The sequence below is a fragment of the Streptomyces sp. NPDC005794 genome, from assembly GCF_042871445.1.
Classification (GTDB): Bacteria; Actinomycetota; Actinomycetes; order Streptomycetales; family Streptomycetaceae; genus Streptomyces.
The window spans coordinates 377,581-402,124 of the sequence record NZ_JBIAIN010000003.1 but is presented as its reverse complement, the minus strand read 5'-3'; the positions used below and the strand labels follow the sequence as shown (position 1 = coordinate 402,124).

Here is a 24,544-nt window from a genome sequence, read left to right as displayed (position 1 = left end):
AGATCAGTCGGTGCGGGCGTTCCGGGTGAGGTGGATCGTGTCGCGGTACCACTTGGCGCTGTCCTTGAGCGTCCGCACCTGCGTGTCGTAGTCGACGCGGACGATGCCGAACCGCTTGTCGTAGCCGTAGGCCCACTCGAAGTTGTCCATCAGCGACCAGGCGAAGTAGCCCCGGACGTCGGCTCCCTGCCTGCGGGCCTCGGACACGGCTGCGATGTGGTCGGCGAGATAGGCGGTGCGGTCGGCGTCGGGCACCGAGCCGTCGGCGGCGACGGTGTCGTCGAAGGCGGCGCCGTTCTCGGTGATGACGGTCGGCAGCGCGTAGTCGCTCTGGAGCCGCAGGAGCAGATCGGTGAGCTCGGTGGGGGTGATCTCCCAGTCCATGGCCGTGCGGGGCAGGTCGCGCTCCACTCCGCGGACGACGGGGAGGCCGTCGGCGTCGGTCGGCGACCCGCCCTCGGTGACTCCGGAGAACAGGGCGCCGCGGTAGAAGTTGACGCCGAGGACGTCGAGGGGGGTGGCGATGGCTTCCAGGTCGCCTTCCTGGACGGGCAGTTCGATGTTCTGGGCCGCGAGGTCGTCCACGACGTCCTGCGGGTAGCGGCCGTGGACGATCGGGTCGAGGTAGAGGCGGGTGCCCATGCCGTCGGCGCGGCGGCAGGCGTCCCGGTCGGCCTCGCTGTCGGTCTCCGGGGTGGCGGTGCCGAGGTTGAGGGTGATGCCGAGTTCCAGCGGGTTGCTCCCCGCCGCCTCGCGCATCTGCCGGGCGGCGAGGCCGTGGCCCAGGAGCAGGTGGTGGACGGCGCCCATGGCGTCGCCCAGGTCGCCGCGGCCGGGGGCGTGCGCCCCGTAGGCGTATCCGAGCATCGCCGAGCACCACGGCTCGTTCAGGGTCGTCCAGTGCTCGACCCGGTCGCCGAGTGCCTCGTAGGCGAGCATGGCGTACTCGGCGAAGCGCAGGGCGGTGTCGCGGGCCGGCCAGCCGCCCGCGTCCTCCAGCTCCTGCGGCAGGTCCCAGTGGTAGAGGGTGATCCAGGGGGTGACGTTCCTGCCCTGGAGCTCGTCGACCAGCCGCTTGTAGAAGTCGAGTCCCTTGGCGTTGGCGGGGCCCCGGCCGCCCGGCTGGATGCGCGGCCAGGCCAGCGAGAAGCGGTACGTGTCGACTCCGAGGCCCGCGATCAGCTCCACGTCCTCGGGCATCCGGTGGTAGTGGTCGCAGGCCACGTCGCCGTGCTCCGCGTTGTGCACGGCACCCGGCACACGGCAGTAGGTGTCCCAGATCGACGGGGTGCGGCCGTCCTCCGAAGCGGCGCCCTCGATCTGGTACGAGGAGGTGGCGACGCCCCAGCGGAAGTCGGCAGGGAGTCCCTGGACGGCGGCGGGCTGCAGGCTGCTGCGGGGCGTGACGAGGTTCATGGGTCTCCGTACTCCAGGTGTCCTGTGGGGTGGTGGGCGGCGGTGCGGACGGTCAGTGGTGCAACCAGCAGGCGGCCTCGCGGTCCTGGCCGGCCTCCGGCGGGGCGAGGACCGGGACCCGCTGGGCGCACGGCTCGAACGCCTTGCCGCAGCGGGGGTGGAAGGCGCACCCGGTGGGCATCGCGGACAGGTGCGGGGGCGATCCGGGGATGCCGGTGAGCTCGCGGCGGGGGCCGTGCAGCGCGGGGAAGGAGTGCAGGAGGCCCTCGCTGTAGGGGTGGCGGGGGTTCCGGTAGATCTCGGTGGCGCCGGCCTGTTCCACGATCCGTCCGCCGTACATGATCGCGATCCGGTCGGAGAACTCGATCAGCAGCGAGATGTCATGGGTGATGAACACGACGGAGAACGAGAGGCGCTCCCGCAGTTCCACCAGCTTGCGCAGGATCTGACGCTGCATCACCACATCGAGCGCGGTGGTGGGTTCGTCCATGATGACGATCTCGGGTTCCAGGGCGAGCGCCATCGCGATCATCACGCGCTGGCGCATGCCGCCGGAGAGCTGGTGCGGATAGGCGGCGAGCCGGTCGGCGGAGATCCCGACGAGGCCGAGCAGCTCCTCGGCCCGCGCGGTGCGCTCGGCGGCCCGCATGCCGGGGCGGTGCGCGGTGAGGACGTCGGTGAGCTGGCTGTGGACGGTGTGCACCGGGTTCAGCGAGTTCATCGCGCCCTGGAACACGATCGACAGTTCCTGCCAGCGGAAGGCGCGCAGCTCGTCCGGCGTGAGGGAGAGGATGTCGACGGGCTCGCCGCCCGGCCGGTGGTAGTGGACGTCGCCGCCGGTGATCACCCCGGGCGGGGAGAGCAGCCGGGTGACGGCGTACGCCAGTGTGGACTTGCCCGAGCCCGACTCGCCCGCCAGGCCGAGGACTTCACCGCGGTGCAGGGTCAGGTCGATGTCCCGCAGCGCGCGGACGCCACTCGCACCGGTGCCGTAGTCGACGTTCAGGCCGCTGATGGTGAGGATCGGCTCGGCGGTCATGCGCTGGGCTCCTTGCTGGGCGTTCCGGGCGTCTCGGGTGGGGCGTCCTCTGAGGGGGCCGGCGCGGTGCGGGCCACGGGGGTGAAACCGACCCGCATCCGGACCTTCCGGGAGGCGCCCGTCGCGGTGCGCAGGCGCGGGTTGACGAACTCGTCGATGCCGAAGTTGATGAGCGAGAGGGCGGTGCCCAGCAGGGCGATGCACAGTCCGGCGGGTACGAACCACCACCAGGCGCCCTGGGCCAGGGCCTGGTTGGACTGGGCCCAGAAGAGCACGGTGCCCCAGTTCCAGTGGGAGATGTCGGCGACGCCGATGAAGGCGAGGGTGATCTCCGAGAGGACCGCGAAGATGACGGTGCCGACGAAGCCGGACGCGATGACGGCGGTGAGGTTCGGCAGGACCTCGAAGAGGATGATCCGCCAGGTGGATTCGCCGGTGGCCCGCGCCGCCTCCACGTAGTCGCGGCGCCGGAGCGACAGGGTCTGGGCGCGCAGGACGCGCGCGCCCCAGGCCCAGGAGGTGAGGGCGATGACGGCGGCGATCAGCAGGTCTCCGGTGTCCTCGACGAAGCTCGCGATGATGATGATCAGCGGCAGGCCCGGGATGACGAGGAAGATGTTGGAGAGCATCGAGAGGATCTCGTCGGCGGCTCCGCCGAGGAATCCGGCGCTGACTCCGATGAGTACGGAGAGCACGGTCGCCAGGATGCCCGCGAGGAAGCCGACGAGCAGCACCCCTCGGGTGCCGACCAGGATCTGCGAGAGGACGTCCTGCCCGGTCTGCGTCGTCCCGAACCAGTGGTCGGCGGACGGCGGTTGCAGCAGCTGCTCACTCATGGCGTCCGGGTCGTACGGGGCGAGCCAGGGGCCCGCCACGGCGAGGACGACGAAGAACGCGAGGATCAGCAGCCCGGTGCGGGTCTTCCCGCCGCGCAGGAAGCGGAGCCTGGCCCGGGACGCGGCGGGGGCGGCGTCCGCGACGACGAGGTCGGTGGTGGTGGTGACGGACATGGTCAGGGCCTCTCTTCCGGGGCAGGCCGGAACAGGGAGCGCGGTCTGGTGCGTGCAGCCGCAAGGCGGAGGAGGGAGGCAACGCGGAACGTTGAGGACTGACGACAACGCCGCGGATGTGCGTGCCGGACCGCGCGAGCCCTGCCTGTCCCGGAAGAGAGGCCCACTAGGGCGTGTTTCGGAAGTAGCGCCGTCCGCCCGGAGGGCGGGGCCGGCGGCGTCCGGTGCGTGCGATCGCAAGGCGGAGGGTCGCCCCGGTACGCATGGGGGCACCTCCCAGGCGAACCCTGGGGGAGTATCGGGTGATCCCGACAACGCGGCGAGCGTGCGTGCCAGGCGTCGCCGGACAGGCGGGACTTCCGAAACACGGCCTAGGCCTCCTTGCGGGTGCGCGGGTCGAGGAGGGCGTAGGCCATGTCGGCCAGCAGGTTCGCGGCGAGCACGGAGAGCGTGATGATCAGGAAGACGCCCTGCATCAGCGGGTAGTCCTTGGCTCCGACGGCCTGGAACAGCTGGAAGCCGATGCCCGGGTAGGAGAAGACCATCTCGACCAGCAGGGTGCCGCCGACGATGAAGCCCAGTGAGAGGGCGAAGCCGGAGATGTTGGGCAGGACGGCGTTGCGCGCGGCGTACGAGAACATCACGCGGCGCTCGGACAGCCCCTTGGCCTGCGCCACCATGACGTAGTCCTCGGAGGAGACGGTCACCATCATGTTGCGCATGCCGAGGATCCAGCCGGCGATGGCGCTCAGCACGATCGTCACCCCGGGGAGCACCCCGTGGTACAGCGCGCTGGAGATGAACGGCCAGTCGAAGGCCGGGACCAGGGAGTTGTCGTACCCTCCGGCGGCCGGGAAGATCTGCCACTTCACCGCGAACAGCGCGATGGCGATGAGGCCGAGCCAGAAGTACGGGATGGCCGAGATGAAGGTGGTCACGGGCAGCAGTCCGTCCAGCCAGGATCCGCGCCGCCAGCCGCTGTAGACGCCGATGCCGGTGCCGAGCAGGAAGCTGATCAGGGTGGTGATGCCGACCAGCGCGAGCGTCCAGGGCAACGACGCGGAGATCACCTCACTGACCGGGGTCGGAAAGAAGGTGAAGGACAGGCCGAGGTCGCCGTCGAACAGGTGGGACCAGTAGTCGGTGTACTGCGACCAGACGGACTGCTTCTCGTCGAGCCCGAACAGCGCCTTCAGGGAGGCGATGGCGGTGGTGTCGAGCTGCCCCTGGTAGCGGCTCATCAGGGCCTCGACCGGGTCACCCGGCATCAGGCGCGGGATCAGGAAGTTGATGGTGATGGCGGCCCACGCGGTCACCGCGTAGAAGGCCAGCCGCTGGAGGACGTACTTCACTTCGCTGCTCCCTCGGCGGTGGTGCCGTCGTACAGCCAGCAGGCGGCCCACTGGCCGTCCGCCAGGTCGAAGCGCGGCGGCAGTTCGGTGCGGCAGCGCTCCATGGCCTTCGGGCAGCGGGGGTGGAAGCGGCAGCCGTCCGGCGGGGCGATCAGTGAGGGCGGCTCGCCGCTTCCGGTCTCTTCCTGCGCCTCCTCGTCCGCCACCCGGTCCGGGTCCGGCGCGGAGGCGATCAGCAGCTGGGTGTAGGGGTGCGCGGGGTGCTGGGTGACGGTCTCGCTGTCACCGCCCTCGACGATCCGGCCCGCGTACATCACCAGGGTCGTGTCCGCGAAGTAGCGGGCGGACGCGATGTCGTGGGTGATGTAGAGGATCGCGAGGTGCAGGCGCTCCTTGAGGTCGCGCAGCAGGTTGAGGACGCCGAGCCGGATCGGCACGTCCAGCATCGACACCGGCTCGTCGGCCAGCAGCACCTGAGGGTCGGCGCCGAGCGCGCGCGCGATCGCGACGCGCTGGCGCTGCCCTCCCGACAGCTCGTGCGGGAACTTGTCCAGGAACTGATGAGGAGGTGTCAGCTGGACGCGTTCGAGCAGAGCGGTCAGGTTCTTCGCCAGGTCCGCTTCCCCGTTCCCCGCCCGGTCGTGGATCCTGAGCGCCCGGGTCAGGTGGTAGCGCACGGTGTGCACCGGGTTGAGCGAGGCGAACGGGTCCTGGAAGATCAGCTGGACCTGCTTGACGTATCTGCGGAAGGACCGGCCACGCCCGGCCTTCACCGCCGTGCCGCCCAGGTGTATCTCGCCCTCGGTGAGCGGGTACAGCTGGGCGAGCAGCCGTGCGACGGTGGACTTTCCGGAGCCCGACTCCCCCACCAGCGCCGTGACGGTGCCGCGCCGGAGCTTCAGCGAGACGTCGTCGACGGCATGGACGGTGCGGCGCCTGCGGGCGAGGAGGTCGCCGGCGGTGCGCCGTACGGGGAAGTGCTTGGTCACTCCGCGTGCTTCGAGCACCACGTCGTTCGTGGTGCGCACGTCTGCGGACTGTTCGGTGGTCATGGACGGTACTTCCCCGTACTCAGAGGTCGCGCGGATGGGTGGGGCGGCGTCGCCTGCCGATGGGCAGCGCCTGGCGGCGTCGGCGTCGCTCGACGACGCTCCGGCGACGCCGCCCCCCGGTGGCCGGCCCCTCTCACTTGGCGGGCTTCAGGTTCAGCACGACTTCCAGCGCGTCGGGCTGGGTGTGCTGCGGCGCTGCGTACGGGTCCTGCTCGGTCGGCCAGCCCACCCAGTTCTTCGTGGAGTACTCGGCACCGATGGGGGCGGCGGCCGTCGGGATGATCGGGGCCTGCTCGACCATGATCTTCTGCAGGGCGTTCATGGCCTTGGTGCGCGTGGCGTCGTCCGTGGCGTTGGCGTACTCCTTGAGCGCCGCGGTGGCCTCGGGGCTCTTGAAGCGGCCGAAGTTGCCGAGCTGGGCGCTCTTGCCGATGGGCTGGAGGATCGCCCCGTCCATGATGTTCTGGTACATGTCGTACGGCGTGGCGCCGCTGTTGGTCCAGTGCAGGGTGGCGTCGAAGTTGCCGCTGGCGACGTCGTTGCCCCACGCCTCGGCGGTCTGCGTCTTGACCTTGGCCTCGATGCCGAGCTTCTTGATGTTGTCCTTGATGATGGAGAGCCCGGTGATGTAGTCGTTCCAGCCGGCCGGGTCGGTGAAGGTCAGCTCCACCGGCTTGCCGCCCGGGTCCTTCAGGACGCCGCCGCTGAGCTTGAACCCGGCCTCGTCGAGGATCTTCTTGGCCCCCGCGACATCGGGCTTCGTGGTGGCGTTCTTGTACTCGGGCGCGAGGAACGGGTCACCGGCGGGCAGCGGGATGCCGGTGGGGTTGCTGATCTCCGGGTAGAGGGTCGCCTGGGCCTGCACGTGGATCGCCTTGCGGTCGACGACCATGGCCATCGCCTTGCGCAGGGCCGGGTTGTCGAACGGCTTGCGGGCGGTGTTGAACCACAGGCCGTGGATGCCGAGCCCCGAGGGGAACCACAGCTTGTGGTTCTTCGGGTCCTTGGCGACGTACAGCTGCTTGTAGTTCGGCATGAAGACGAACGACCACTCGAGCTTGCCGTTCGCCAGGGCCGTCGTCGCCGCGCTGTTGTCGTTGTACGCGGAGTAGCGCAGCTCCTTGACCTTGGTCTCGCCCTTCCAGTAGGTGGGCGTGGCGGTCAGCGTGGTGGTCTGCGGGGTGAAGGTCTTCAGCTTGTACGGGCCGGAGCCGACCGGGGTGCGGTTGGGCCAGGTCTCCGGGTTCTCGACCTTCTCCCAGATGTGCTTGGGCACGACGTACGTCGTGATGATCTTGTTCTGGTTGACGAACTGGGACTCCTTGAAGGTCAGTACGACCTTCTCTCCCTCGACCGTGATGCCGTCGTACGGGATGCCGTTGCCGTTGAGCGCCGGGTGCTTCTTGAGCAGTTCGAAGGTGAACGCCACGTCGGCCGCGGTCAGCGGCCTGCCGTCGGCCCACTTGGCCCGCTTGTCGAGCGTGAAGGTGAGCTCGGTGAAGTTGGACTCCCAGTCCCACGCGGTCGCCAGCCACGGGTCCGCCTTGTCGGTGGGACGGATCTGGTTCGTCATCGCCAGCGGCTCGTAGATCATGAACCGGTAGCCGAGCGTGGCGCTCGCCGAGGTCGCGAGGAACGGGTTGCTGTTGTTCGTCTGCGGTCCGTCCGGCTTGCCGAGGGTCAGAACGCCGGAGGCGCCGGCGCCTCCCCCCTTGTTGGCACCCGAGTTGGCGGACGAGCAGCCGGCGGCGAGCGCGACCACGGCGGTGGCGGCTGAGAGCGCTCTCAGGGTGTGACGACGGCGTACGGACATGGCGACTCCAGGAGGACTGCGGGTCTGGGAGATCCGGGGTGTGGCAGCGCGCGCTCGACGCGCCGGGTGCTGGTGCGGCTGGTTTCGGGGAGGGATACGGACGGACGACCGGCGGGGCCGGGTCCGTTACGGCGCCGAGTGGCGCACGACCAGTTCGGTGGGCAGCACGACCGGGCCGTCCGGTACGGCGGTGCCGCCGAGGTGGGAGAGCAGCAGACGGGCCGCCACCTCGCCCATCTGCCGGGCCGGCTGGCGCACGGTGGTCAGCGGCGGTTCGGTGTGTTCGGCCATCGGGATGTCGTCGAAACCGACCACCGCGATGTCGTCGGGCACCCGGCGGCCGGCTGCCCTCAGGGCCCGCAGGACCCCGGCCGCGCTGATGTCGTTGTGGGCGAAGACGGAGTCGAACCGCGTTCCCGCCGCCAGGAGTTCCTCCACGGCGAGACGGCCCTGGCGCTCGGTGAAGTCCCCGTCCACGACCAGCTCGGTGGGCAGGACCGAACGGAAACCCGCGAGCCGGTCACGTACGCAGCCGAAGTGCTGCGGACCGGTGACGACCAGGGGTCTGGTGCGCCCCGCGGCCCGAAGATGCCGGGCGGCGGACGCGCCTCCCTCGTGATTGGTGGTCACGACGGAGGGGAATTCCGGGTGGTGGCCCCTGTCGTCGATCAGGACGATCGGCAGACCGGACCGGTGGAGTGCGGTGAGCTGGTCGAGCGTGTTCTCCGGCTCGACGACGACGAGTCCGTCGAAGGCGCGCGCCGACACCTGTGCGGTGAAGCGCGCGACGGACTCGACGCCCCGGTTGCAGGTGAAGAGCAGCAGCCCGTAATCGGCGGCCTCGACGGTGTCGACGACACCCTGGAGCACTTCGCCCATCCACGGCCAGGTGAGCGAGGGGACCAGCATCCCGACGGTGCGGCTGCTGCCACGGGCCAGCCCGACGGCGCCCGAGCTGGGTACGTAGCCGAGGGCCGCGATCACTTCACGAACGCGGGCGGCCGTCGAACCGTCCACTTCTCCCTTGAAGTTGATGACCCGTGACACGGTCGTCTTGCTGACGCCGGCCTCGCGGGCGACATCGGCGATGGTGACACGCAACGGGGCCTCCAGGGACAAGGCAGGGCAGGGGTGGGAGCGGGGCTTCGGTACCGGTTCCGGAACCGGTACCGGCGTTGCGGCTGGAGTTAACCGCGCCGGAACAGGGGCGTCAATACTTCACGCCGAGATTGGTCCGTACCCATGCTCGAAGCAGGTCCGGGAGCCCTTCCATTCACTTCTTGAACATACGAACCTCTTGACGCGAACACGTAATACCCGTTCACTCACGCTCGTTCGACGGCATTTCCCCCACGCCCCTGCCGAGAAAGGCAGCAGCCCATGATTCGGACAAGCAGAGCGGTGAGAGTCCTCGTCGCGACGGCGCTCGCGACCGCGGGACTGGCCGGACTCTCCTCCGGTACCGCACAGGCCGCCGGTGAGACCGTGAACATCGCGCTGACCACCACGGACGACTCCGGCGGCCGCCATGTCACGCGTGGCCTCGAGGCACAGACACCGGTCGCCTTCGGGGCCGGCAACGGCGGCTCCGGCACGAACATCACCGTCGACGAGAACACCCGCTACCAGACCTTCACCGGCGGCGGCGCCTCGTTCACGGACACCGCGGCCTGGCTCATGAAGGGCAGCGGTGCGCTCAGCCAGGCCACCCGCGACGCGACGATGAAGAAGCTCTTCTCCCCCACGGAGGGCATCGGGCTGTCGTTCGTGCGCAATCCGATGGGCGGGTCCGACCTGGCTCGTTTCGGCTACACGTACGACGACATGCCGGCCGGACAGACGGACCCGGGCCTCGCCAACTTCTCGATCGCACACGATCTGCAGGACGTGCTGCCGCTGACCAAGCAAGCCAAGCAGCTCAACCCCGCGCTGACGACGGTCGCCTCCCCGTGGACCGCGCCCGCCTGGATGAAGGACAACGGGCAGCTCGACGGCGGCTGGCTGAAGGCCGAGAACTACGGGACGTACGCCGACTACTTCGTCAAGTACCTCCAGGCCTGGAAGGACCAGGGCGTCCCGGTCGACTACGTCACCGCGCAGAACGAGCCCACCTGCTGTTCCGGCTATCCCTCCATGAGCTGGAACGGCTCGGGCCTCGCCTACTTCACCAAGAGCGAGCTGCTGCCCGGACTCCGGTCGGCCGGCCTGTCCACCAAGGTCCTGGCGCACGACTGGAACTGGGACACCTACGACGCGTACGCCGCCGAGACGGTCGACGACGCCGCGGTGCGCAGCCATCCGAACTTCGGCGGGGTCGCCTGGCACGGCTACGGCGGTGACGTCGCCAAGCAGACGGCGGTGCACGACCGGTACCCGGAGCTGGACGCCTTCCAGACCGAGCACTCCGGCGGCACCTGGATCGCCGACCAGCAGCGCGAGGACATGCTCAACATCATCGACTACACCCGCAACTGGGCGAAGTCGGTGACCAAGTGGTCGCTGGCCGTCGACCAGAACCGCGGCCCGCACAACGGCGGCTGCGGCACCTGCGACGGGCTGATCACCGTGCACAACGGGGACAGCAGGCACGGCCAGGTCGACTACACCATCGAGTACTACACGATGGGCCACCTGACGAAGTACGTCCGGCCCGGCGCCGCCCGCATCGCCTCCACCGGCAGCTCCACCGTGCCCAACGTGGCCTGGCGCAACCCGGACGGCTCGAAGGCCCTGATCGCCTACAACGGTTCGGCGTCGGCCCAGCAGGTCACCGTCAACTGGGGCGGACAGAAGTTCACCTACTCCCTGCCCGGCCGCACCTCGGCGACGTTCACCTGGTCGGGCAGCCAGTCCGGGTCCTCGGGCAGCAGCGGCGCCCTCGCCGGGAACGGCGGCAAGTGCCTGGACGCCACGGGCAACACCGGCGCCGACGGCACCCCCGTCCAGCTCTGGGACTGCACCGGCGCGGCCAACCAGCGCTGGACGGTCGGCGCGGACGGCTCCGTGAAGACGCTGGGCGCCTGCCTGGACGTCGAATCAGGCGCGACGGCCGACGGAGCAAAGGTCCAGCTGTACACCTGCAACGGCTCCGGGGCGCAACGCTGGACGTACAACGCCTCGACGGGAGACGTGGTCAACACGGCGGCGGACAAGTGTTTGGACGTGGCCGACCGGTCCACGGCCAACGGGGCCCGCGTCCAGCTCTGGACGTGCACCGGAGCCGCCAACCAGAAGTGGCAGCTCCGGTAGGGGCGGGCCGGCCGTTCAGTGGGCCAGGGCGCCCTTGAAGGTGTTGCTGGCGTAGTCCATGGAAACGCTGTACTTTGTGCCGTCCTTGACATCGGTGGCGATCACTCGCCACCGGTTCAGGTCGCTCGACTTGTAGAACTCCTTCCAGGAGTTGCAGGTCGTGCCACCGGAGGCCGGATGGAAGCACACCCGCACGGCCAGCATGCCGGCGTTGCCCCAGCTGGTGAACTTCAGGTTGATGTCGCTGCACCGTGAGGTGGTGGTGTAGGGGCCGAAACGGTGCTCGGACTGGTCCGTTCCCATGTTGAAGGTCTTGCTGACCGCACCGTCGTAACAGGTCGCTGCCGCCGCGGTCGACGCGGTTCCGACCGTGAGCCCTCCGGCTGCCATGACCAGTCCGGCCGCTACCGCCGCCAGCCGCTTCGTCGTCTTCCTCATGTCCCGCTCTCCCTCTGGGTGCCGACACTGCGCGGATCCGCACGAGGCGCCCGGGAGACCGATCTCCCGGGCGCCTGTTCACCGCATCAGCTTCTCCGCTTCGGCCCTGGCCGGCCAGGCTGTTGCGCTCTGCCGCAACAGCCCAGGCCACGAGGGGGTCCTGCGTGCTCCGGATCGAATCCGCGACGCCGCCCCGCGCCCTCGAGACGGTCCGGCTAGTCGGTGGGCTCCACACCGGCCCGCAGCAGGCCGTAGGTGTACGCGTCCTCCAGCGCCTGCCAGGACGCGGCGATGACGTTCTCGGCCACGCCGACCGTCGCCCAGTCACCGGAGCCGTCGCCCGTGGTGATCAGCACCCGGGTGGTGGATTCGGTGCCGGTGCGGCCTTCCAGGATGCGGACCTTGTAGTCGATCAGTTCCAGCTTGGCGAGCTGCGGGTAGATCCGTTCCAGGCCGACGCGCAGCGCCCGGTCCAGGGCGTTGACCGGGCCGTTCCCCTCGGCGGTGGCGACGATCCGCTCCCCCTTGGCCCAGAGCTTCACGGTCGCCTCGTTGGCGTGGGTGCCGTCGGGGCGGTTCTCGGCGATGGCCCGCCAGGACTCGGTGCGGAAGTAACGGCGCGGCCGGCCCTCGACCTCGGCGCGCAGCAGCAGCTCGAAGGAGGCGTCGGCCGCCTCGTAGGTGTAGCCCTTGAGCTCGCGCTCCTTGACCCGCTCGACGACCCGCTGGACGAGCGCGCGGTCGCCTCCCAGGTCGATGCCGAGCTCCTTGCCCTTGAGCTCGATGGAGGCGCGGCCCGCCATGTCGGAGACGAGCATCCGCATGGTGTTGCCGACGCGCTCCGGGTCGATGTGCTGGTAGAGGTCCGGGTCCACCTTGATCGCGGAGGCGTGCAGCCCGGCCTTGTGCGCGAACGCGGAGACACCGACGTACGGCTGGTGGGTGGACGGCGTGAGGTTGACGACCTCGGCGATGGCGTGGGAGATACGGGTCATGTCGGCGAGCGCGCCCTCGTGCAGGACGGTCTTGCCGTACTTGAGCTCCAGCGCGGCGACGACCGGGAAGAGGTTGGCGTTGCCGACCCGCTCGCCGTAGCCGTTGGCGGTGCACTGCACATGGGTGGCGCCCGCGTCCACGGCGGCCAGGGTGTTGGCGACCGCGCAGCCCGTGTCGTCCTGGGCGTGGATGCCGAGCCGGGCGCCGGTGTCGGCGAGGACGGTGGAAACGACCGCCTGCACCTGTGCGGGAAGCATCCCGCCGTTGGTGTCGCAGAGGATGACCACGTCGGCGCCGGCCTCATGGGCGGTGCGCACGACCGACTTGGCGTACTCGGCGTTCGCGCGGTAGCCGTCGAAGAAGTGCTCGCAGTCGACGAAGACCCGGCGGCCCTGTTCCCGGAGGTGGGCGACGGTGTCGCGGACCATCTCGAGGTTCTCCTCCAGGGTGGTGCGCAGGGCGAGCTCCACATGACGGTCGTGGGACTTGGCGACCAGCGTGATCACCGGGGCGCCCGAGTCCAGGAGCGCCTGGACCTGCGGGTCCTCGGCTGCCTTGGCGCCGGCCCTGCGGGTGGCGCCGAAAGCGACGAGCTGGGCGTGCTCGAAGTCGATCTCCTGCTGGGCCCGGGCGAAGAACTCGGTGTCCCGGGGGTTGGCGCCGGGCCAGCCGCCCTCGATGAAGCCCACGCCGAAGTCGTCCAGATGCCGGGCAATGGTCAGCTTGTCCGCGACCGTCAGGTTGATGCCTTCACGCTGCGCACCGTCGCGCAGCGTGGTGTCGAAGACGTGGAAGGTGTCGTCGGGGGCCGTGGCCTTGGTGGTCATGCTGATCTGACTCCTGTCGGGTGAGCGGATCCGGACGAATCGGCTCCACTTGCCCCCATCCTCTCGCGTGCCTCGCTCCGGCCGTGGTGGGGGCCGGAAAACGAAAAAACCCCTCGCGGGTGCGAGAGGTATGCGCGCGGGTCTGGGGCACGTTGTCCGTTCCGTACGTGGTGGTACGGGACGGTCACTGCGGACCGGCGCGCCTGCTGCCGATAATCATGGCGAACGAGGACACGCACGCAGTCTGGCACAGCGGTGCTCCCGGGGCCCGGCCCGTCTCAGGATGCGGGCGTGACGTCCGTCGCACGGGCGGCCGCCCCGGGAGGGGTGAGTGTGTCGTCCGCGTATCCGCGCATCTGGTCCAGGACCTGCTCCCGTCCGGTGCCCGGGACACCGACGGTGACATGGACGCTGAACCCGTCCATCAGGGCCCGCAGGCGGGTCGCGGCCCGGTCGGAGTCGACGCCGCGGAACTCGCCGCGCGCGATGCCGTCGGACAGCAGTTCCACGAGGTCGCGGTGCCAGGCCTCCTCGATGGCGGCCTGCCGGGCGCGGGCATCGTCGTCGGCTTCCCGCGAGCGGTTCCAGACCTCCAGCCGGAGCGTCCAGTGCGGGTCGCGGTGGCCGTCGGGGACGTACAGCGCGATGTAGGCGTCGAGCCGCTCGCGTGCGGTGCCGGGCCCGGTGAGCCTGGCCCGGCGTTCGGCACCGAGCCGTACCTCGCTCCACTCCAGGGTCTGCAGCAGCAGCTCGTCCTTGGTACGGAAGTAGTAGAGGAGGTGTCCGCTGCTCATCTGCACCTCCCGGCCGAGCCCCGCCATGGTGAGCCCGTCGAGTCCGCGCTCGGCGACGGTGGCCATGACGGCGGCGAGCACGTCCTCCCTGGGCGGGGCGATGTTGCGGCGGCGCGGGGTACGGGGCACGGTTTCAGGTCCTGGGCTGTTGCTGCGTGACGCAGTGGATGCCTCCACCACCCGCAAAGATGGTACGGGCGTCGACGGGTGTCACCGTACGGTCCGGGAACAGGTCGCCGGATACGGCGGCCGCCTCCTCGTCCCTCGTGTCGTCGAAGGCGCAGAGGGCCGAGGGTGCCGCAGCCAGTCGGCCTTCTCGGTGCCGAGTCGGGCGTGGATCTCGTCCTCGACGTCAGCCGGTCACGTTCGGTCGGGGTCAGTCGCACGTCGCGGCACCTCCTGGCTGGAGGAGCACTCCAACCAGGTTGTGAGCGGCGCTCAAAACTCGGGACGCGGAACGACGAAGGCCGCGCCCCGGGGAGGGGCGCGGCCTTCTCACGTACGACCGGTGGCTCAGCCGAGCTCGTGCATCCAGCCGTGGGTGTCCTCGGCGATGCCGCGCTGGATGTCCAGCAGGCGCTCGCGCAGCTTGAGGGTGACCTCGCCGGGGGTGCCGTCGCCCTGGGTCCACTCGCCGTCCGCGGACTTCACGGTGCCGACGGGCGTGATGACGGCGGCGGTGCCGCAGGCGAACACCTCGGTGAGGGTGCCGTTCGCGGTGTCGGCGCGCCACTGGTCGATGGAGACGCGGCCCTCCTCGGAGGCGTAACCGAGGTCACGGGCGACGGTGAGCAGGGAGTCGCGGGTGACACCGGCGAGCAGCGAGCCGGTGAGGGAGGGGGTGACGATCCGCTTGCCGCCGTCCTCCTGCTCGTACACGAAGTAGAGGTTCATGCCGCCGAGTTCCTCGACCCACGTGTGCTCGACGGCGTCGAGGTAGGCGACCTGGTCGCAGCCCTGCGCCGCCGCCTCGGCCTGGGCGAGGAGGGAGGCGGCGTAGTTGCCGCCGGTCTTGGCGTCGCCCACGCCGCCGGGGACGGCGCGCACCCGGTCCTGGGAGAGCCAGATCGAGACCGGCTTCACACCGCCGGGGAAGTAGGCACCGGCGGGCGAGGCGATGACGAGGAAGAGGTACTCGTTGGCCGGCCGGACGCCGAGACCCACCTCGGCGGCGATCATGAACGGGCGCAGGTAGAGGGACTCCTCGCCACCGTGCGGCGGGACCCACGCCTGGTCCTGCTGGACCAGGACGTCACAGGCCTCGATGAAGGTCTCGATGGGCAGCTCCGGCATCGCGAGCCGGGCGGCGGACCGCTGGAAGCGGGCGGCGTTGGCCTCGGGGCGGAAGGTGGCGACCGCGCCGTCGGGCTGCCGGTAGGCCTTGAGCCCCTCGAAGATCTCCTGCGCGTAGTGCAGCGTCATGTTGGCCGGGTCGAGCGACAGCGGACCGTACGGCACGAGCTGCGCGTCGTGCCAGCCGCGTCCCTCGGTCCAGCTGATCGTCACCATGTGGTCGGTGAAGTGCCGGCCGAATCCGGGGTTGGCCAGGGCCGCCTCGCGCTCCGCGTCGGACAGCGGGTGCGAGGAGGGCTTGAGCTCGATCGTGGGCGTCGTCATGAGTGCGTGTCCTTCACCGGTCTTGTGTGTGATGGACCGCGCTCACGCCCGCTCCCGCCCGGCAGCGCCGGGCAGGTTGTAGGACGTCCGAGCTCTACGGCGAGCCGCGGTCCCGCGTTCGATTATCTCCCGGGGGCGGCTCTGCACGAAATGACTCGATTGCGGTGACGTTCACGGTATCGCTCGCACGACGCGAAAACGCGGTCCAGGGGTCGATGGTGGCACCCGGAGACCGCGAGGTGAAGCCGCCGGGTGCGGTTGCGACCCGGCGGCTTCCAAGGGGAGTCGTCGGGTCAGCTCGCTACTCGTACCGCGAGCGCGTCGCCGATCTCGTCGGTGGAGCGTGCGGCGGCCCCGTCGCGCTCCGCGAGATCGGCGGAGACGGCCTCCTCGACGCGCACGGCCTCGGTCTCGTAGCCGAGGTGGCGCAGCAGGAGGGCGACGGAGAGGATCGTGGCCGTCGGGTCCGCCTTGCCCTGGCCCGCGATGTCGGGCGCGGTGCCGTGCACCGGCTCGAACATGGACGGGAAGGCGCCCGTCGGGTTGATGTTGCCGGAGGCGGCCAGGCCGATGCCGCCGGTCACGGCCGCGGCGAGGTCGGTGAGGATGTCACCGAAGAGGTTGTCGGTGACGATGACGTCGAAGCGCTCCGGCTGGGTGACGAAGAAGATCGTCGCGGCGTCGACGTGCAGATAGTCGGTGGTGACCTCGGGGAACTCGGCCGCGACCTTGTCGAAGGTGTTCTTCCACAGGTGACCGGCGTACACGAGGACGTTGTTCTTGTGGACCAGCGTCAGCTTCTTGCGGGGACGGGCGGCGGCACGCGCGAAGGCGTCACGCACGACACGCTCCACGCCGTAAGCGGTGTTGACGCTCACCTCGGTGGCGACCTCGTGCTCCGTGCCCGTGCGCAGGGAACCGCCGTTGCCCGTGTACGGGCCCTCGGTGCCCTCACGGACGACGACGAAGTCGATCTCGGGACGGCCGGCCAGCGGCGTGGCGGTGTTCGGGAAGAGCTTCGACGGCCGCAGGTTGATGAAGTGGTCGAACGCGAAACGCAGCTTCAGCAGCAGCCCGCGCTCCAGCACGCCCGACGGCACGGACGGGTCTCCGATGGCGCCGAGCAGGATGGCGTCGTGGCCCTTGAGGGCTTCCAGCTCCGCGTCGGGGAGGGTCTCACCGGTGCGGTGCCATCGCTGGGCGCCGAGGTCGTACTCCTTGGTCTCCAGCTTCACATCCTGCGGGAGAACAGCGTTGAGAACCTTGAGGCCCTGGGTGACGACCTCCTGGCCGATACCGTCGCCGGGGATCACTGCGAGATCGATGCTGCGAGACATGGTGGCACCCTAGCCCTCCGTCCCACCCCATGACATTCGACGTCCACGATACGGACGTGACGACGGCCCCCGGAGGGGCGTGCGCCAGGAGGCGGAAGTCCCCCTCAGTGGCCCGTCGACCCGCCGTTGTCCCGGCGGTCGAGGGCCCGCTGCAGGGCGGCAGCGGCGTTCTTGCGCTCCGACTCGGCGGCGCGGGGGGTGTGACGGACGCGGCGGACAGTGGTCTCGGCCATGAGGGATCGACTCCTTGAGATCGCGTGGATTTCGGGATCGGGACTTCGCGCAACGGCTGCCGGGGTCGCGATGTCGATCGCGATGTCGAGATCGGGATTTCGAGACGCCTGAAGGGCGGGGAGCGTATGCCGCAGGGATTGCCTGCTTCGGCACACTCACACACGCCGGTCGCTGGATCAGCGATTCGTTCGGCTCCTACAAAGCTAGGACAGCTCAGGCCATCTGTCTCTACAACTACTCGGACTTCCTACTATCTGAGACGGCCGCACCGTCGGACCGCACCGCCGGGGCCTCAGAAGGCCACGGTGAGCTGCGCCTCGATGTGCGCGCGCAGGACGCCGGCCATGTCCGTGACGCAGTCGCTGAGCAGCCACTGCACCTGGAGTCCGTCCATCAGGGCGATCAGCTGCCGGCCCGCGGCGCCGGGGGCGATACCGGTCCGCAGCACACCTTCCAGCCGCGCCTGTTCGTAGGCGAGCTCGGCGCCCGCGACCGAGTTCTCGTAGCGGCGCACGAAATACTCGTGGGCCGGGTGATCGGCGGCCGTCGCCTCGGTGGAGACCACCGAGAACAGCTCGACGATCCCGCGCCGGGTGGAGTTCAGCTCCGCCAGCTCGGCGAACCGCCGCAGCCGCTCGACGCCCGTGGTGCCGCCCAGCGAGAGCCACTCGTCGTCCACGTCGTCACGGTGCTCCAGGACCGCGAGCAGCAGCGCCTCCTTGGTCGGGAAGTGATGCAGCAGGCCGGTGTGCGAGATGCCGCACCGGGTCGCGATCACCCGCAGCGACGCGCCCCGGTAGCCGGCCTCACCGAACAAGGACATGGCCTGGCCCAGGATTTCGCGCCGCTTCGCGCGGCCCTTCGCGTAGCCGCGCCGTGCTTCGGCCGTCACTCGCCACTCTCCCGGTCCGCCGGCATCGGTCCGGCCGGCACTTCGCTGCATCGAACGCCCATTCAACCCTCGGAAGATACTTACCAGGTGGTCGGTATTGACTCTAAGGTGAAGGCGGAACCGTGTCGCGAAAGGACCCCCCGTGTCCCCCTCCCTGCCCTATCTCGACCCCGCGCTCCCCGTCGCCGAGCGGGTCGACGACCTCCTCGGCCGCATGACCCTGGCCGAGCGGACCGGTCAGATGCTCCAGCTGAACGCCAAGGACGGAGTGCGTCACCTCATCGAGGACCTGCACGCGGGTTCGATCCTGCACGCCTCCCCCGAGCGCGTCCTGGAAGCGGCGGCGCTGACCGAGCGGACCCGGCTGCGCATCCCCCTGCTGGTCGCGGAGGACTGCATCCACGGCCACTCCTTCTGGGAGGGGGCCACGATCTACCCCACGCAGCTCGGTCTGGCCGCGACCTGGGACCCGGAGCTGGTGGAGCGCGTCGCCAGGGCCACCGCCGTCGAGGTCGCCGCGACCGGCGTCCACTGGACGTTCTCGCCGGTGCTCTGCATCACCCGGGACCTGCGCTGGGGCCGGGTCAGCGAGACCTTCGGCGAGGACCCCTTCCTGATCGGCGAGCTGGCCTCGGCGATGGTGCGCGGCTACCAGGGTGAGGGGCTCGACGACCCGACGGCGGTCCTGGCGTGCGCCAAGCACTTCGCGGGCTACTCCGAGACGCAGGGCGGCCGGGACGCGAGCGAGGCCGACATCTCCCGGCGCAAGCTGCGCTCCTGGTTCCTGCCCCCGTTCGAGCGGGTCGCCCGCGAGGGCTGCCGTACGTTCATGCTCGGCTACCAGTCCATGGACGGGGTGCCGGTCACCGTCAACGACTGGCTGCTGAACGAGGTGCTGCGCGGCGAGTGGGGCTACACCGGCACGCTGGTCACCGACTGGGACAACGTCGGCCGCATGGTGTGGGAACAGAAGATCTACGCCGACCACACCCAGGCGGCCACCGCTGCGGTCCGGGCGGGCAACGACATGGTGATGCACACCCCGCAGTTCTTCGAGGGAGCGCAGAGCGCGGTCGCCGAAGGCGCCCTGGACGAGGCGGAGATCGACGCGGCGGTGCGGCGCGTCCTGACCCTGAAGTTCGAGCTGGGCCTCTTCGAGAACCCCCGTCACCCCGACGCCGCCCGGCAGGCCGCGGTCATCGGCAGCGCCGGACACGCCGTGCTGAACCTGGAGGCCGCCCGCCGCTCCCTGGTCCTGCTCACCAACGACGGCACCCTGCCGCTGGCCGGCGGGTTCGTGCCGGGCCAGGACGGGCGGGCCGTCGCCGAGGCCGGACAGGCTCCGCGTACGGTCGCCGTCGTCGGGCCCAACGCCGATGACGCACAGACCCAGTTGGGCGACTGGGCGGGCTCCTCCGGCCAGGCGGACTGGCTGCCGGACGGCCACCCGCGCGCCATGATCCGCACCGTGCTCGACGGCTTCCGCGCGCACGTCCCGGACGGCTGGGACGTCATCGGCGCGCGCGGCGCCGACATCCTCTCCGTGGGCCCCGACCCGGAGGGCGCGTTCTTCCCGGACGGTCAGCCCCGCCCGGACGTCGTCGTCCCGGCGGACCCCTCCGAGGCCCTGATCGGTGAGGCCGTCGCCGCGGCCGAGGCCGCCGACTACGTCGTCGCCGTGGTGGGCGACCGCATCGAGCTGGTCGGCGAGGGGCGTTCGACCGCCACCCTGGAACTCGTCGGCGGTCAGGTCGCGTTGCTCGACGCACTCGCCGCGACCGGCAAGCCGCTCGTCGTCGTGGTCATCAGCTCGAAGCCACTGGTGCTTCCGCCGTCCGCCCTCGGCGCGGCCGCGGTCCTGCACGCCTTCAACCCGGGCATGCAGGGCGGCCGGGCCGTGGCCGAGGTCCTGCTCGGCCTCGTCGAGCCGTCGGGCCGGCTGCCTGTCTCCTTCGCCCGGCACGCGGGACAGCAGCCGACGTACTACAACCAGATCCGCGGCCAGCACGGCTCCCGGTACGCCGACCTCACCCAGCGTCCGGCCTTCGTGTTCGGCGAGGGGCTGAGTTACACGACCGTCGCGTACTCCGGTCTGGAGGTGCTCACGGCGCACGTCGGGGAGAACGACACGCTGAGGGCACGCGTCACCCTCCGCAACACCGGCGCGCGGCCGGCCCTGGAGACCGTGCAGGCGTACATCAGCGACACCGTGACATCCGTGACGTGGGCCGAGAAGGAGCTGAAGGCCTACCGGCAGGTGACGCTCGCCCCGGGCGAGGAGCGCGAGGTGCAGCTGGAGCTGCCCGTCTCGCAGTGCACCCTCGTGGACGCGGCGGGCCGTCGGGTCGTCGAGCCCGGGGCCTTCGACCTGCTCGTCGGTCCGTCCTCACGCGACGACGCCCTCCTGCGGGCCCGCTTCACCGTGAAGGGCTGAGGCACGCGGAGCCGTCCTGGCCGCCCCGCCGGAAATGGAAACCGCCTCCCGGCAGGCGGGGGGAGCCGGCCGGGAGGCGGAGTGCGGGGCGGGGCGCCCTGTGCGGGTGCCCCGGAGGGCGTCAGCCCTGGTGGGGGTAGGTGTAGTCGGTCGGCGCGACCAGCGTCTCCTTGATGGCGCGGGTCAGCGTCCAGCGCTGCAGGTTCTGCGGGGCGCCCGCCTTGTCGTTGGTGCCGGAGCCACGGCCGCCGCCGAAGGGCTGCTGGCCGACGACGGCACCGGTCGACTTGTCGTTGATGTAGAAGTTGCCCGCCGCGTAGCGGAGCTTGTCCATCGTGTACGCGGCCGCCGCACGATCGTTGGAGATGACCGCGCCGGTCAGCGCGTAGTCGGAGACCGACTCCATCTGCTCCAGCATCGCGTCGTACTTGTCGTCCTCGTAGACGTGGACGGCGAGGATCGGGCCGAAGTACTCGGTGGTGAAGACCTCGTTGGCCGGGTCGTCGCAGACGATGACGGTCGGGCGGACGAAGTAGCCGACGGAGTCGTCGTACGTGCCACCGGCAACGATCGTGCAGGTCGGGTCGGCCGCGGCACGGTCGATCGCGGCCTTGTTCTTCGCGAAGGAACGCGCGTCGATGACGGCGCCCATGAAGTGCGACAGGTCGGTGACGTCACCCATGGTGATGCCGTCCACCTCGGCCGCGAACTCCTCCTTGAAACCGGAGTTCCAGATGGAGGCCGGGACGTACGCGCGGGAGGACGCCGAGCACTTCTGGCCCTGGTACTCGAAGGAGCCGCGGGTCAGCGCGGTCTTCAGGACGGCGCGGTCGGCGCTCGGGTGCGCGACGACGAAGTCCTTGCCGCCGGTCTCGCCGACCAGACGCGGGTAGGTGCGGTAGTTGGCGATGTTGTTGCCGACCGTCTTCCACAGGTGCTGGAAGGTGGGGGTCGACCCGGTGAAGTGGACACCGGCCAGGTCGCGGTGGTTCAGCGCCACCTCGGAGACGGCGATGCCGTCGCCGGTGACCAGGTTGATGACGCCCTTGGGCAGCCCGGCCTCCTCCAGGAGCTGCATCAGCAGCACGGCGGCGTGGGTCTGCGTCGGGGACGGCTTCCACACCACGACGTTGCCCATGAGGGCGGGCGCGGTGGGCAGGTTCGCGGCGATGGCCGAGAAGTTGAACGGCGTGATCGCGTAGACGAAGCCTTCGAGCGGGCGGTGGTCCATGCGGTTCCACACGCCGGGGGAGTTCGCCGGCGGCTGCTCGGCGAGGATCTGGCGCGCGTAGTGCACGTTGAAGCGCCAGAAGTCGACGAGCTCACAGGGACAGTCGATCTCGGCCTGCTGCGCGGTCTTGCCCTGGCCGAGCATCGTGGAGGCGGCCAGCGTCTCGCGCCAGGGGCCGGACAGCAGCTCGGCCGCGCGCAGGATGATGGCCGCGCGGTCGTCGAAGGACATCGCACGCCAGGCCGGAGCGGCGGCGAGGGCCGCGTCGACGGCGTCCTGCGCGTCCTGCTCGGTGGCACCGGCGAAGGTGCCGATGACGGCCTTGTGGTTGTGCGGCTGCACGACGTCGACGCGCTCGCCGCCGCCCATGCGCTTCTCGCCACCGATGGTCATCGGCAGGTCGATCGGGTTCTCGGCGAGCTCCTTGAGCTTCGCCTCCAGGCGGGCTCGCTCGGCGGTGCCGGGGGCGTAGGAGTGGACCGGCTCGTTGACCGGCGCGGGGACCTGGGTGACAGCGTCCATGAGTGCCTTGTCTCCTTGGTTGAGGTGGGTGGTCGGCCGGGCAGGTCAGCCCTTGGTGACGACGGAGCGGGCGAAGAACAGCAGGTTGGCCGGCTTCTCCGCGAGGCGGCGCATGAAGTATCCGTACCAGTCGGTGCCGTACGCCGTGTAGACGCGCATCCGGTGGCCCTCGGCCGCGAGCCGGACGTGCTCCTCGCTGCGGATGCCGTACAGCATCTGGAACTCGTACTCATCCAGTTTGCGCCCGGCCTGGCGTGCGAGCTCCTGGCCGATGGCGACGAGACGGGGATCGTGGGAGCCGATCATCGGGTAGCCCTCGCCCCGCATCAGCGTCTTCAGGATGCGGACGTACGCCTTGTCGATCTCCGGCTTGTTCTGGTACGCGACGGAGGCGGGCTCCTTGTAGGCGCCCTTCACCAGACGGACCCGGCTGCCCGCGGCGGCGAGGCGGCGGGCGTCGGCCTCGGTCCGGAACAGGTAGGACTGGATCACACAGCCGGTCTGCGGGAAGTCCTTCCGCAGCTCCTCGTGGATGGCGAACATCGAGTCGAGGGTGGTGTGGTCCTCGGCGTCCAGCGTGACCGTGGTGCCGATCGCAGCGGCGGCCTCCACGACGGGGCGGACGTTGGCGAGGGCCAGCTCGTGGCCACCCTCCAGCGCCTGTCCGAACATCGACAGCTTGACGGACATCTCGGCGCGCTCGCCGAGGCCGAGCTTCTCCAGGCGGCCGATCAGCTCCAGGTATGCGTCACGGGCGGCGGCGGCCTGCTCGGGGGTGGTGATGTCCTCACCCACGACGTCGAGGGTGACCTCGAGACCCTTGGCGGCCGCGTCCTGGATGACCGGGACGACCTGCTCGACACCCTCGCCGGCGATGAAGCGGTCGACGACCTGCTTGGTGCCCGGCGCGGCCGAGACGAAACGACGCATCGTGTCGCTGCGGGACGCGGCGAGAATCACGGGACCCAGCACGGGGCACCTCCACGGAGTACGGACGAGGCCGGGCCGGTACGCGGATGAACGGACCGGGACGGCACGGAGAACCACTGTGAAATCTAGGGACCCCCGCAATCGCGTGCCATCGACAGCTGTCACGCATCCGTGTACTGGATCTCAGACATATGTCTGAAAGGGTGCGAGAATAACGGGGTGAAGGGCGATTACCAGGAGCTGGTCGATGAGATCTCCGCGCTGCTCAGCGCCCCCGCGACCCTGGAGAACCGCGATTTCGGCCTGGTCGCCTTCGGGGCCCACGACAGCGACGACGACACGGCCATGGACCCCGTCCGCACACGCTCGATCCTGACCCGGCGCTCCACCCCCGCGGTCCGCGCCTGGTTCGAGGGCTTCGGGATCACCCGGGCGACGGGCCCGGTCCGTATCCCGGCCGCCCCCGAGGCGGGGGTGTTCCGGGACCGCGTCTGTCTTCCGGTACGCCATCGGGGTGTCGTCCTGGGCTACGTGTGGCTGCTGGACGCCGACCCGGGGCCGACCGACGGGCAGTTGTCGGCGGCGATGGACGTCGCGGCCCGGATCGGCGCCCTGCTCGCCGACGAGGAGCGGGCCGGCACGGACCTGTCACGGGAATTCGGGGCGGTGCTCGTCGCCGGGCGCGGCTGGCAGCGCGACATGGCGGTGGCCGCGCTGCACGAGGCTCTCGGCGCCGACGCGGACGGTCTGCACACCGTGGTGTGTGTGACCCCGTGGCCGGGAGAGACACCGTCGGTGCGCACGGTGCCGTCGGCGGCCGCTCTCGCCGCGGTGCCCGGCGCGGGTGCCCAGGCCCTGGCCGCCCTGGTCCGGCTGCGCTCCCCCGAGGCCCTCGACCCGGCGACGACGGCCGCGGAGCGGTTGCGGGCCACCGCGGGTCCCGCCGCGACCGGCGGCCTCGCCGCTGCCCGCCGGGGTCTGACGGAGCTGGCCGACTCCTGGCACGAGGCCCTGTCCGCCGCCCGCGCGGCGTCGGCGGAATCGCGCTTCGGCCCGGTCGCCGACTGGTCGGCCATCGGTCCGTACCGGCTGCTGGCCGCCCTGCCCCGCACCCCGGACACCGCGCCGGACCCAGCCGTCCGCCCCCTGCTGACCCCGGCCCACGCCGAACTGGCCCGTACCGCCGAGGTGTTCCTCGACCGGGCCGGCCAGGCGAGCCGGACCGCCACCGAGCTGGGCATCCACCGCCAGACGCTCTACTACCGGCTCGGCCGGGTCCAGCAGCTCACCGGCCTCGACCTGAACGACGGCGAGGACAGGCTGCTGCTGCACATGGCGCTGAAGCAGGCCCGGCTGTGAGT

19 protein-coding genes and 1 pseudogene are annotated in these 24,544 nt (G+C 70.3%); 3 read left to right on the top strand and 17 right to left on the bottom strand.

From position 1 onward, the window contains the following. Nucleotides 1-3 precede the first annotated feature (3 nt). The 7 genes from ACFYQ5_RS06515 to ACFYQ5_RS06485 all read right to left on the bottom strand — a co-directional run bounded on the left by ACFYQ5_RS06515 (nucleotide 4) and on the right by ACFYQ5_RS06485 (nucleotide 8,783). Nucleotides 4-1,416, bottom strand: coding sequence for a GH1 family beta-glucosidase (locus ACFYQ5_RS06515; RefSeq protein WP_389193987.1), 1,413 nt, complete (start codon nucleotides 1,414-1,416; stop codon nucleotides 4-6). Nucleotides 1,417-1,468: 52 nt separating this feature from the next. After that, a complete protein-coding gene (locus ACFYQ5_RS06510) occupies nucleotides 1,469-2,455 on the bottom strand; it encodes an ABC transporter ATP-binding protein (protein WP_389193984.1) in 987 nt (328 codons plus the stop codon). Beyond that, entirely contained in the window at nucleotides 2,452-3,465 is a 1,014-nt protein-coding gene (locus ACFYQ5_RS06505) for an ABC transporter permease (RefSeq protein ID WP_389193981.1), read from the bottom strand. The genes ACFYQ5_RS06510 and ACFYQ5_RS06505 overlap by 4 nt, the downstream gene beginning before the upstream one ends. 371 nt (nucleotides 3,466-3,836) lie before the next feature. Further along, entirely contained in the window at nucleotides 3,837-4,817 is a 981-nt protein-coding gene (locus tag ACFYQ5_RS06500) for an ABC transporter permease (RefSeq protein WP_389193978.1), read from the bottom strand. Then, nucleotides 4,814-5,869: an ABC transporter ATP-binding protein gene (locus ACFYQ5_RS06495; protein ID WP_389193975.1), complete on the bottom strand. Its 1,056-nt coding sequence runs from the start codon at nucleotides 5,867-5,869 to the stop codon at nucleotides 4,814-4,816. Before ACFYQ5_RS06495 ends, ACFYQ5_RS06500 begins: the two co-directional genes overlap by 4 nt. A gap of 133 nt (nucleotides 5,870-6,002) precedes the next feature. Continuing rightward, nucleotides 6,003-7,682, bottom strand: coding sequence for an ABC transporter substrate-binding protein (locus ACFYQ5_RS06490; protein ID WP_389193972.1), 1,680 nt, complete (start codon nucleotides 7,680-7,682; stop codon nucleotides 6,003-6,005). A 126-nt stretch (nucleotides 7,683-7,808) separates the two neighbouring features. Then, nucleotides 7,809-8,783: a LacI family DNA-binding transcriptional regulator gene (locus tag ACFYQ5_RS06485; protein ID WP_389193969.1), complete on the bottom strand. Its 975-nt coding sequence runs from the start codon at nucleotides 8,781-8,783 to the stop codon at nucleotides 7,809-7,811. A 279-nt stretch (nucleotides 8,784-9,062) separates the two neighbouring features. On the opposite strand from ACFYQ5_RS06485, the gene ACFYQ5_RS06480 reads away from it, so the two are divergent. Continuing rightward, nucleotides 9,063-10,931, top strand: a complete 1,869-nt coding sequence (locus tag ACFYQ5_RS06480) for a ricin-type beta-trefoil lectin domain protein (RefSeq protein ID WP_389193966.1) — start codon at nucleotides 9,063-9,065, stop codon at nucleotides 10,929-10,931. Nucleotides 10,932-10,946: 15 nt separating this feature from the next. On the opposite strand, the gene ACFYQ5_RS06475 is transcribed toward ACFYQ5_RS06480, so the two are convergent. The 8 genes and pseudogenes from ACFYQ5_RS06475 to ACFYQ5_RS06440 form a co-directional block, all read right to left on the bottom strand. Continuing rightward, nucleotides 10,947-11,369, bottom strand: coding sequence for a hypothetical protein (locus tag ACFYQ5_RS06475; protein ID WP_389193963.1), 423 nt, complete (start codon nucleotides 11,367-11,369; stop codon nucleotides 10,947-10,949). A 215-nt stretch (nucleotides 11,370-11,584) separates the two neighbouring features. Next, nucleotides 11,585-13,192, bottom strand: coding sequence for a citramalate synthase (gene cimA, locus ACFYQ5_RS06470; protein WP_389193960.1), 1,608 nt, complete (start codon nucleotides 13,190-13,192; stop codon nucleotides 11,585-11,587). A gap of 278 nt (nucleotides 13,193-13,470) precedes the next feature. Continuing rightward, a complete protein-coding gene (locus tag ACFYQ5_RS06465) occupies nucleotides 13,471-14,115 on the bottom strand; it encodes a TetR family transcriptional regulator C-terminal domain-containing protein (protein WP_389193956.1) in 645 nt (214 codons plus the stop codon). Between the two features lie 4 nt (nucleotides 14,116-14,119). Then, nucleotides 14,120-14,272, bottom strand: a pseudogene (locus ACFYQ5_RS06460) (agmatine deiminase family protein); the annotation flags it as partial. 227 nt (nucleotides 14,273-14,499) lie between these two features. Then, nucleotides 14,500-15,603, bottom strand: coding sequence for a branched-chain amino acid aminotransferase (locus tag ACFYQ5_RS06455; protein WP_389193953.1), 1,104 nt, complete (start codon nucleotides 15,601-15,603; stop codon nucleotides 14,500-14,502). Nucleotides 15,604-15,896: 293 nt separating this feature from the next. Next, entirely contained in the window at nucleotides 15,897-16,940 is a 1,044-nt protein-coding gene (locus ACFYQ5_RS06450) for a 3-isopropylmalate dehydrogenase (RefSeq protein WP_389193950.1), read from the bottom strand. 104 nt (nucleotides 16,941-17,044) lie between these two features. Next, nucleotides 17,045-17,173 (bottom strand): hypothetical protein, encoded by a 129-nt coding sequence (locus ACFYQ5_RS06445; RefSeq protein WP_387400250.1) that lies wholly within the window; start codon nucleotides 17,171-17,173, stop codon nucleotides 17,045-17,047. Nucleotides 17,174-17,466: 293 nt separating this feature from the next. Then, nucleotides 17,467-18,066 (bottom strand): TetR/AcrR family transcriptional regulator, encoded by a 600-nt coding sequence (locus ACFYQ5_RS06440; protein WP_389193948.1) that lies wholly within the window; start codon nucleotides 18,064-18,066, stop codon nucleotides 17,467-17,469. Between the two features lie 142 nt (nucleotides 18,067-18,208). Between ACFYQ5_RS06440 and ACFYQ5_RS06435 the strand changes: the two genes are divergently transcribed. Beyond that, the gene (locus tag ACFYQ5_RS06435; RefSeq protein WP_389193945.1) at nucleotides 18,209-20,500 is read left to right on the top strand and encodes a glycoside hydrolase family 3 N-terminal domain-containing protein; all 2,292 of its coding nucleotides are present in this window, start codon (nucleotides 18,209-18,211) and stop codon (nucleotides 20,498-20,500) included. 121 nt (nucleotides 20,501-20,621) lie between these two features. Here the strand turns inward: ACFYQ5_RS06435 and pruA are convergent, their stop codons facing one another. Further along, entirely contained in the window at nucleotides 20,622-22,253 is a 1,632-nt protein-coding gene (pruA, locus tag ACFYQ5_RS06430) for an L-glutamate gamma-semialdehyde dehydrogenase (protein WP_389193942.1), read from the bottom strand. 45 nt (nucleotides 22,254-22,298) lie between these two features. Beyond that, nucleotides 22,299-23,225: a proline dehydrogenase family protein gene (locus ACFYQ5_RS06425; RefSeq protein ID WP_389193940.1), complete on the bottom strand. Its 927-nt coding sequence runs from the start codon at nucleotides 23,223-23,225 to the stop codon at nucleotides 22,299-22,301. 177 nt (nucleotides 23,226-23,402) lie between these two features. Between ACFYQ5_RS06425 and ACFYQ5_RS06420 the strand changes: the two genes are divergently transcribed. Continuing rightward, the gene (locus ACFYQ5_RS06420) at nucleotides 23,403-24,542 is read left to right on the top strand and encodes a PucR family transcriptional regulator (RefSeq protein WP_389193938.1); all 1,140 of its coding nucleotides are present in this window, start codon (nucleotides 23,403-23,405) and stop codon (nucleotides 24,540-24,542) included. Nucleotides 24,543-24,544: the final 2 nt, after the last annotated feature.

Coding starts and splice junctions, on each gene's coding strand:
- cimA (WP_389193960.1), bottom strand. CDS start 13,192: ATGACCACCAAGGCCACGGCCCCCGACGACACCTTCCACGTCTTCGAC.
- ACFYQ5_RS06490 (WP_389193972.1), bottom strand. CDS start 7,682: ATGTCCGTACGCCGTCGTCACACCCTGAGAGCGCTCTCAGCCGCCACC.
- ACFYQ5_RS06445 (WP_387400250.1), bottom strand. CDS start 17,173: ATGGCCGAGACCACTGTCCGCCGCGTCCGTCACACCCCCCGCGCCGCC.
- ACFYQ5_RS06515 (WP_389193987.1), bottom strand. CDS start 1,416: ATGAACCTCGTCACGCCCCGCAGCAGCCTGCAGCCCGCCGCCGTCCAG.
- ACFYQ5_RS06505 (WP_389193981.1), bottom strand. CDS start 3,465: ATGTCCGTCACCACCACCACCGACCTCGTCGTCGCGGACGCCGCCCCC.
- pruA (WP_389193942.1), bottom strand. CDS start 22,253: ATGGACGCTGTCACCCAGGTCCCCGCGCCGGTCAACGAGCCGGTCCAC.
- ACFYQ5_RS06495 (WP_389193975.1), bottom strand. CDS start 5,869: ATGACCACCGAACAGTCCGCAGACGTGCGCACCACGAACGACGTGGTG.
- ACFYQ5_RS06480 (WP_389193966.1), top strand. CDS start 9,063: ATGATTCGGACAAGCAGAGCGGTGAGAGTCCTCGTCGCGACGGCGCTC.
- ACFYQ5_RS06475 (WP_389193963.1), bottom strand. CDS start 11,369: ATGAGGAAGACGACGAAGCGGCTGGCGGCGGTAGCGGCCGGACTGGTC.
- ACFYQ5_RS06510 (WP_389193984.1), bottom strand. CDS start 2,455: ATGACCGCCGAGCCGATCCTCACCATCAGCGGCCTGAACGTCGACTAC.
- ACFYQ5_RS06455 (WP_389193953.1), bottom strand. CDS start 15,603: ATGACGACGCCCACGATCGAGCTCAAGCCCTCCTCGCACCCGCTGTCC.
- ACFYQ5_RS06450 (WP_389193950.1), bottom strand. CDS start 16,940: ATGTCTCGCAGCATCGATCTCGCAGTGATCCCCGGCGACGGTATCGGC.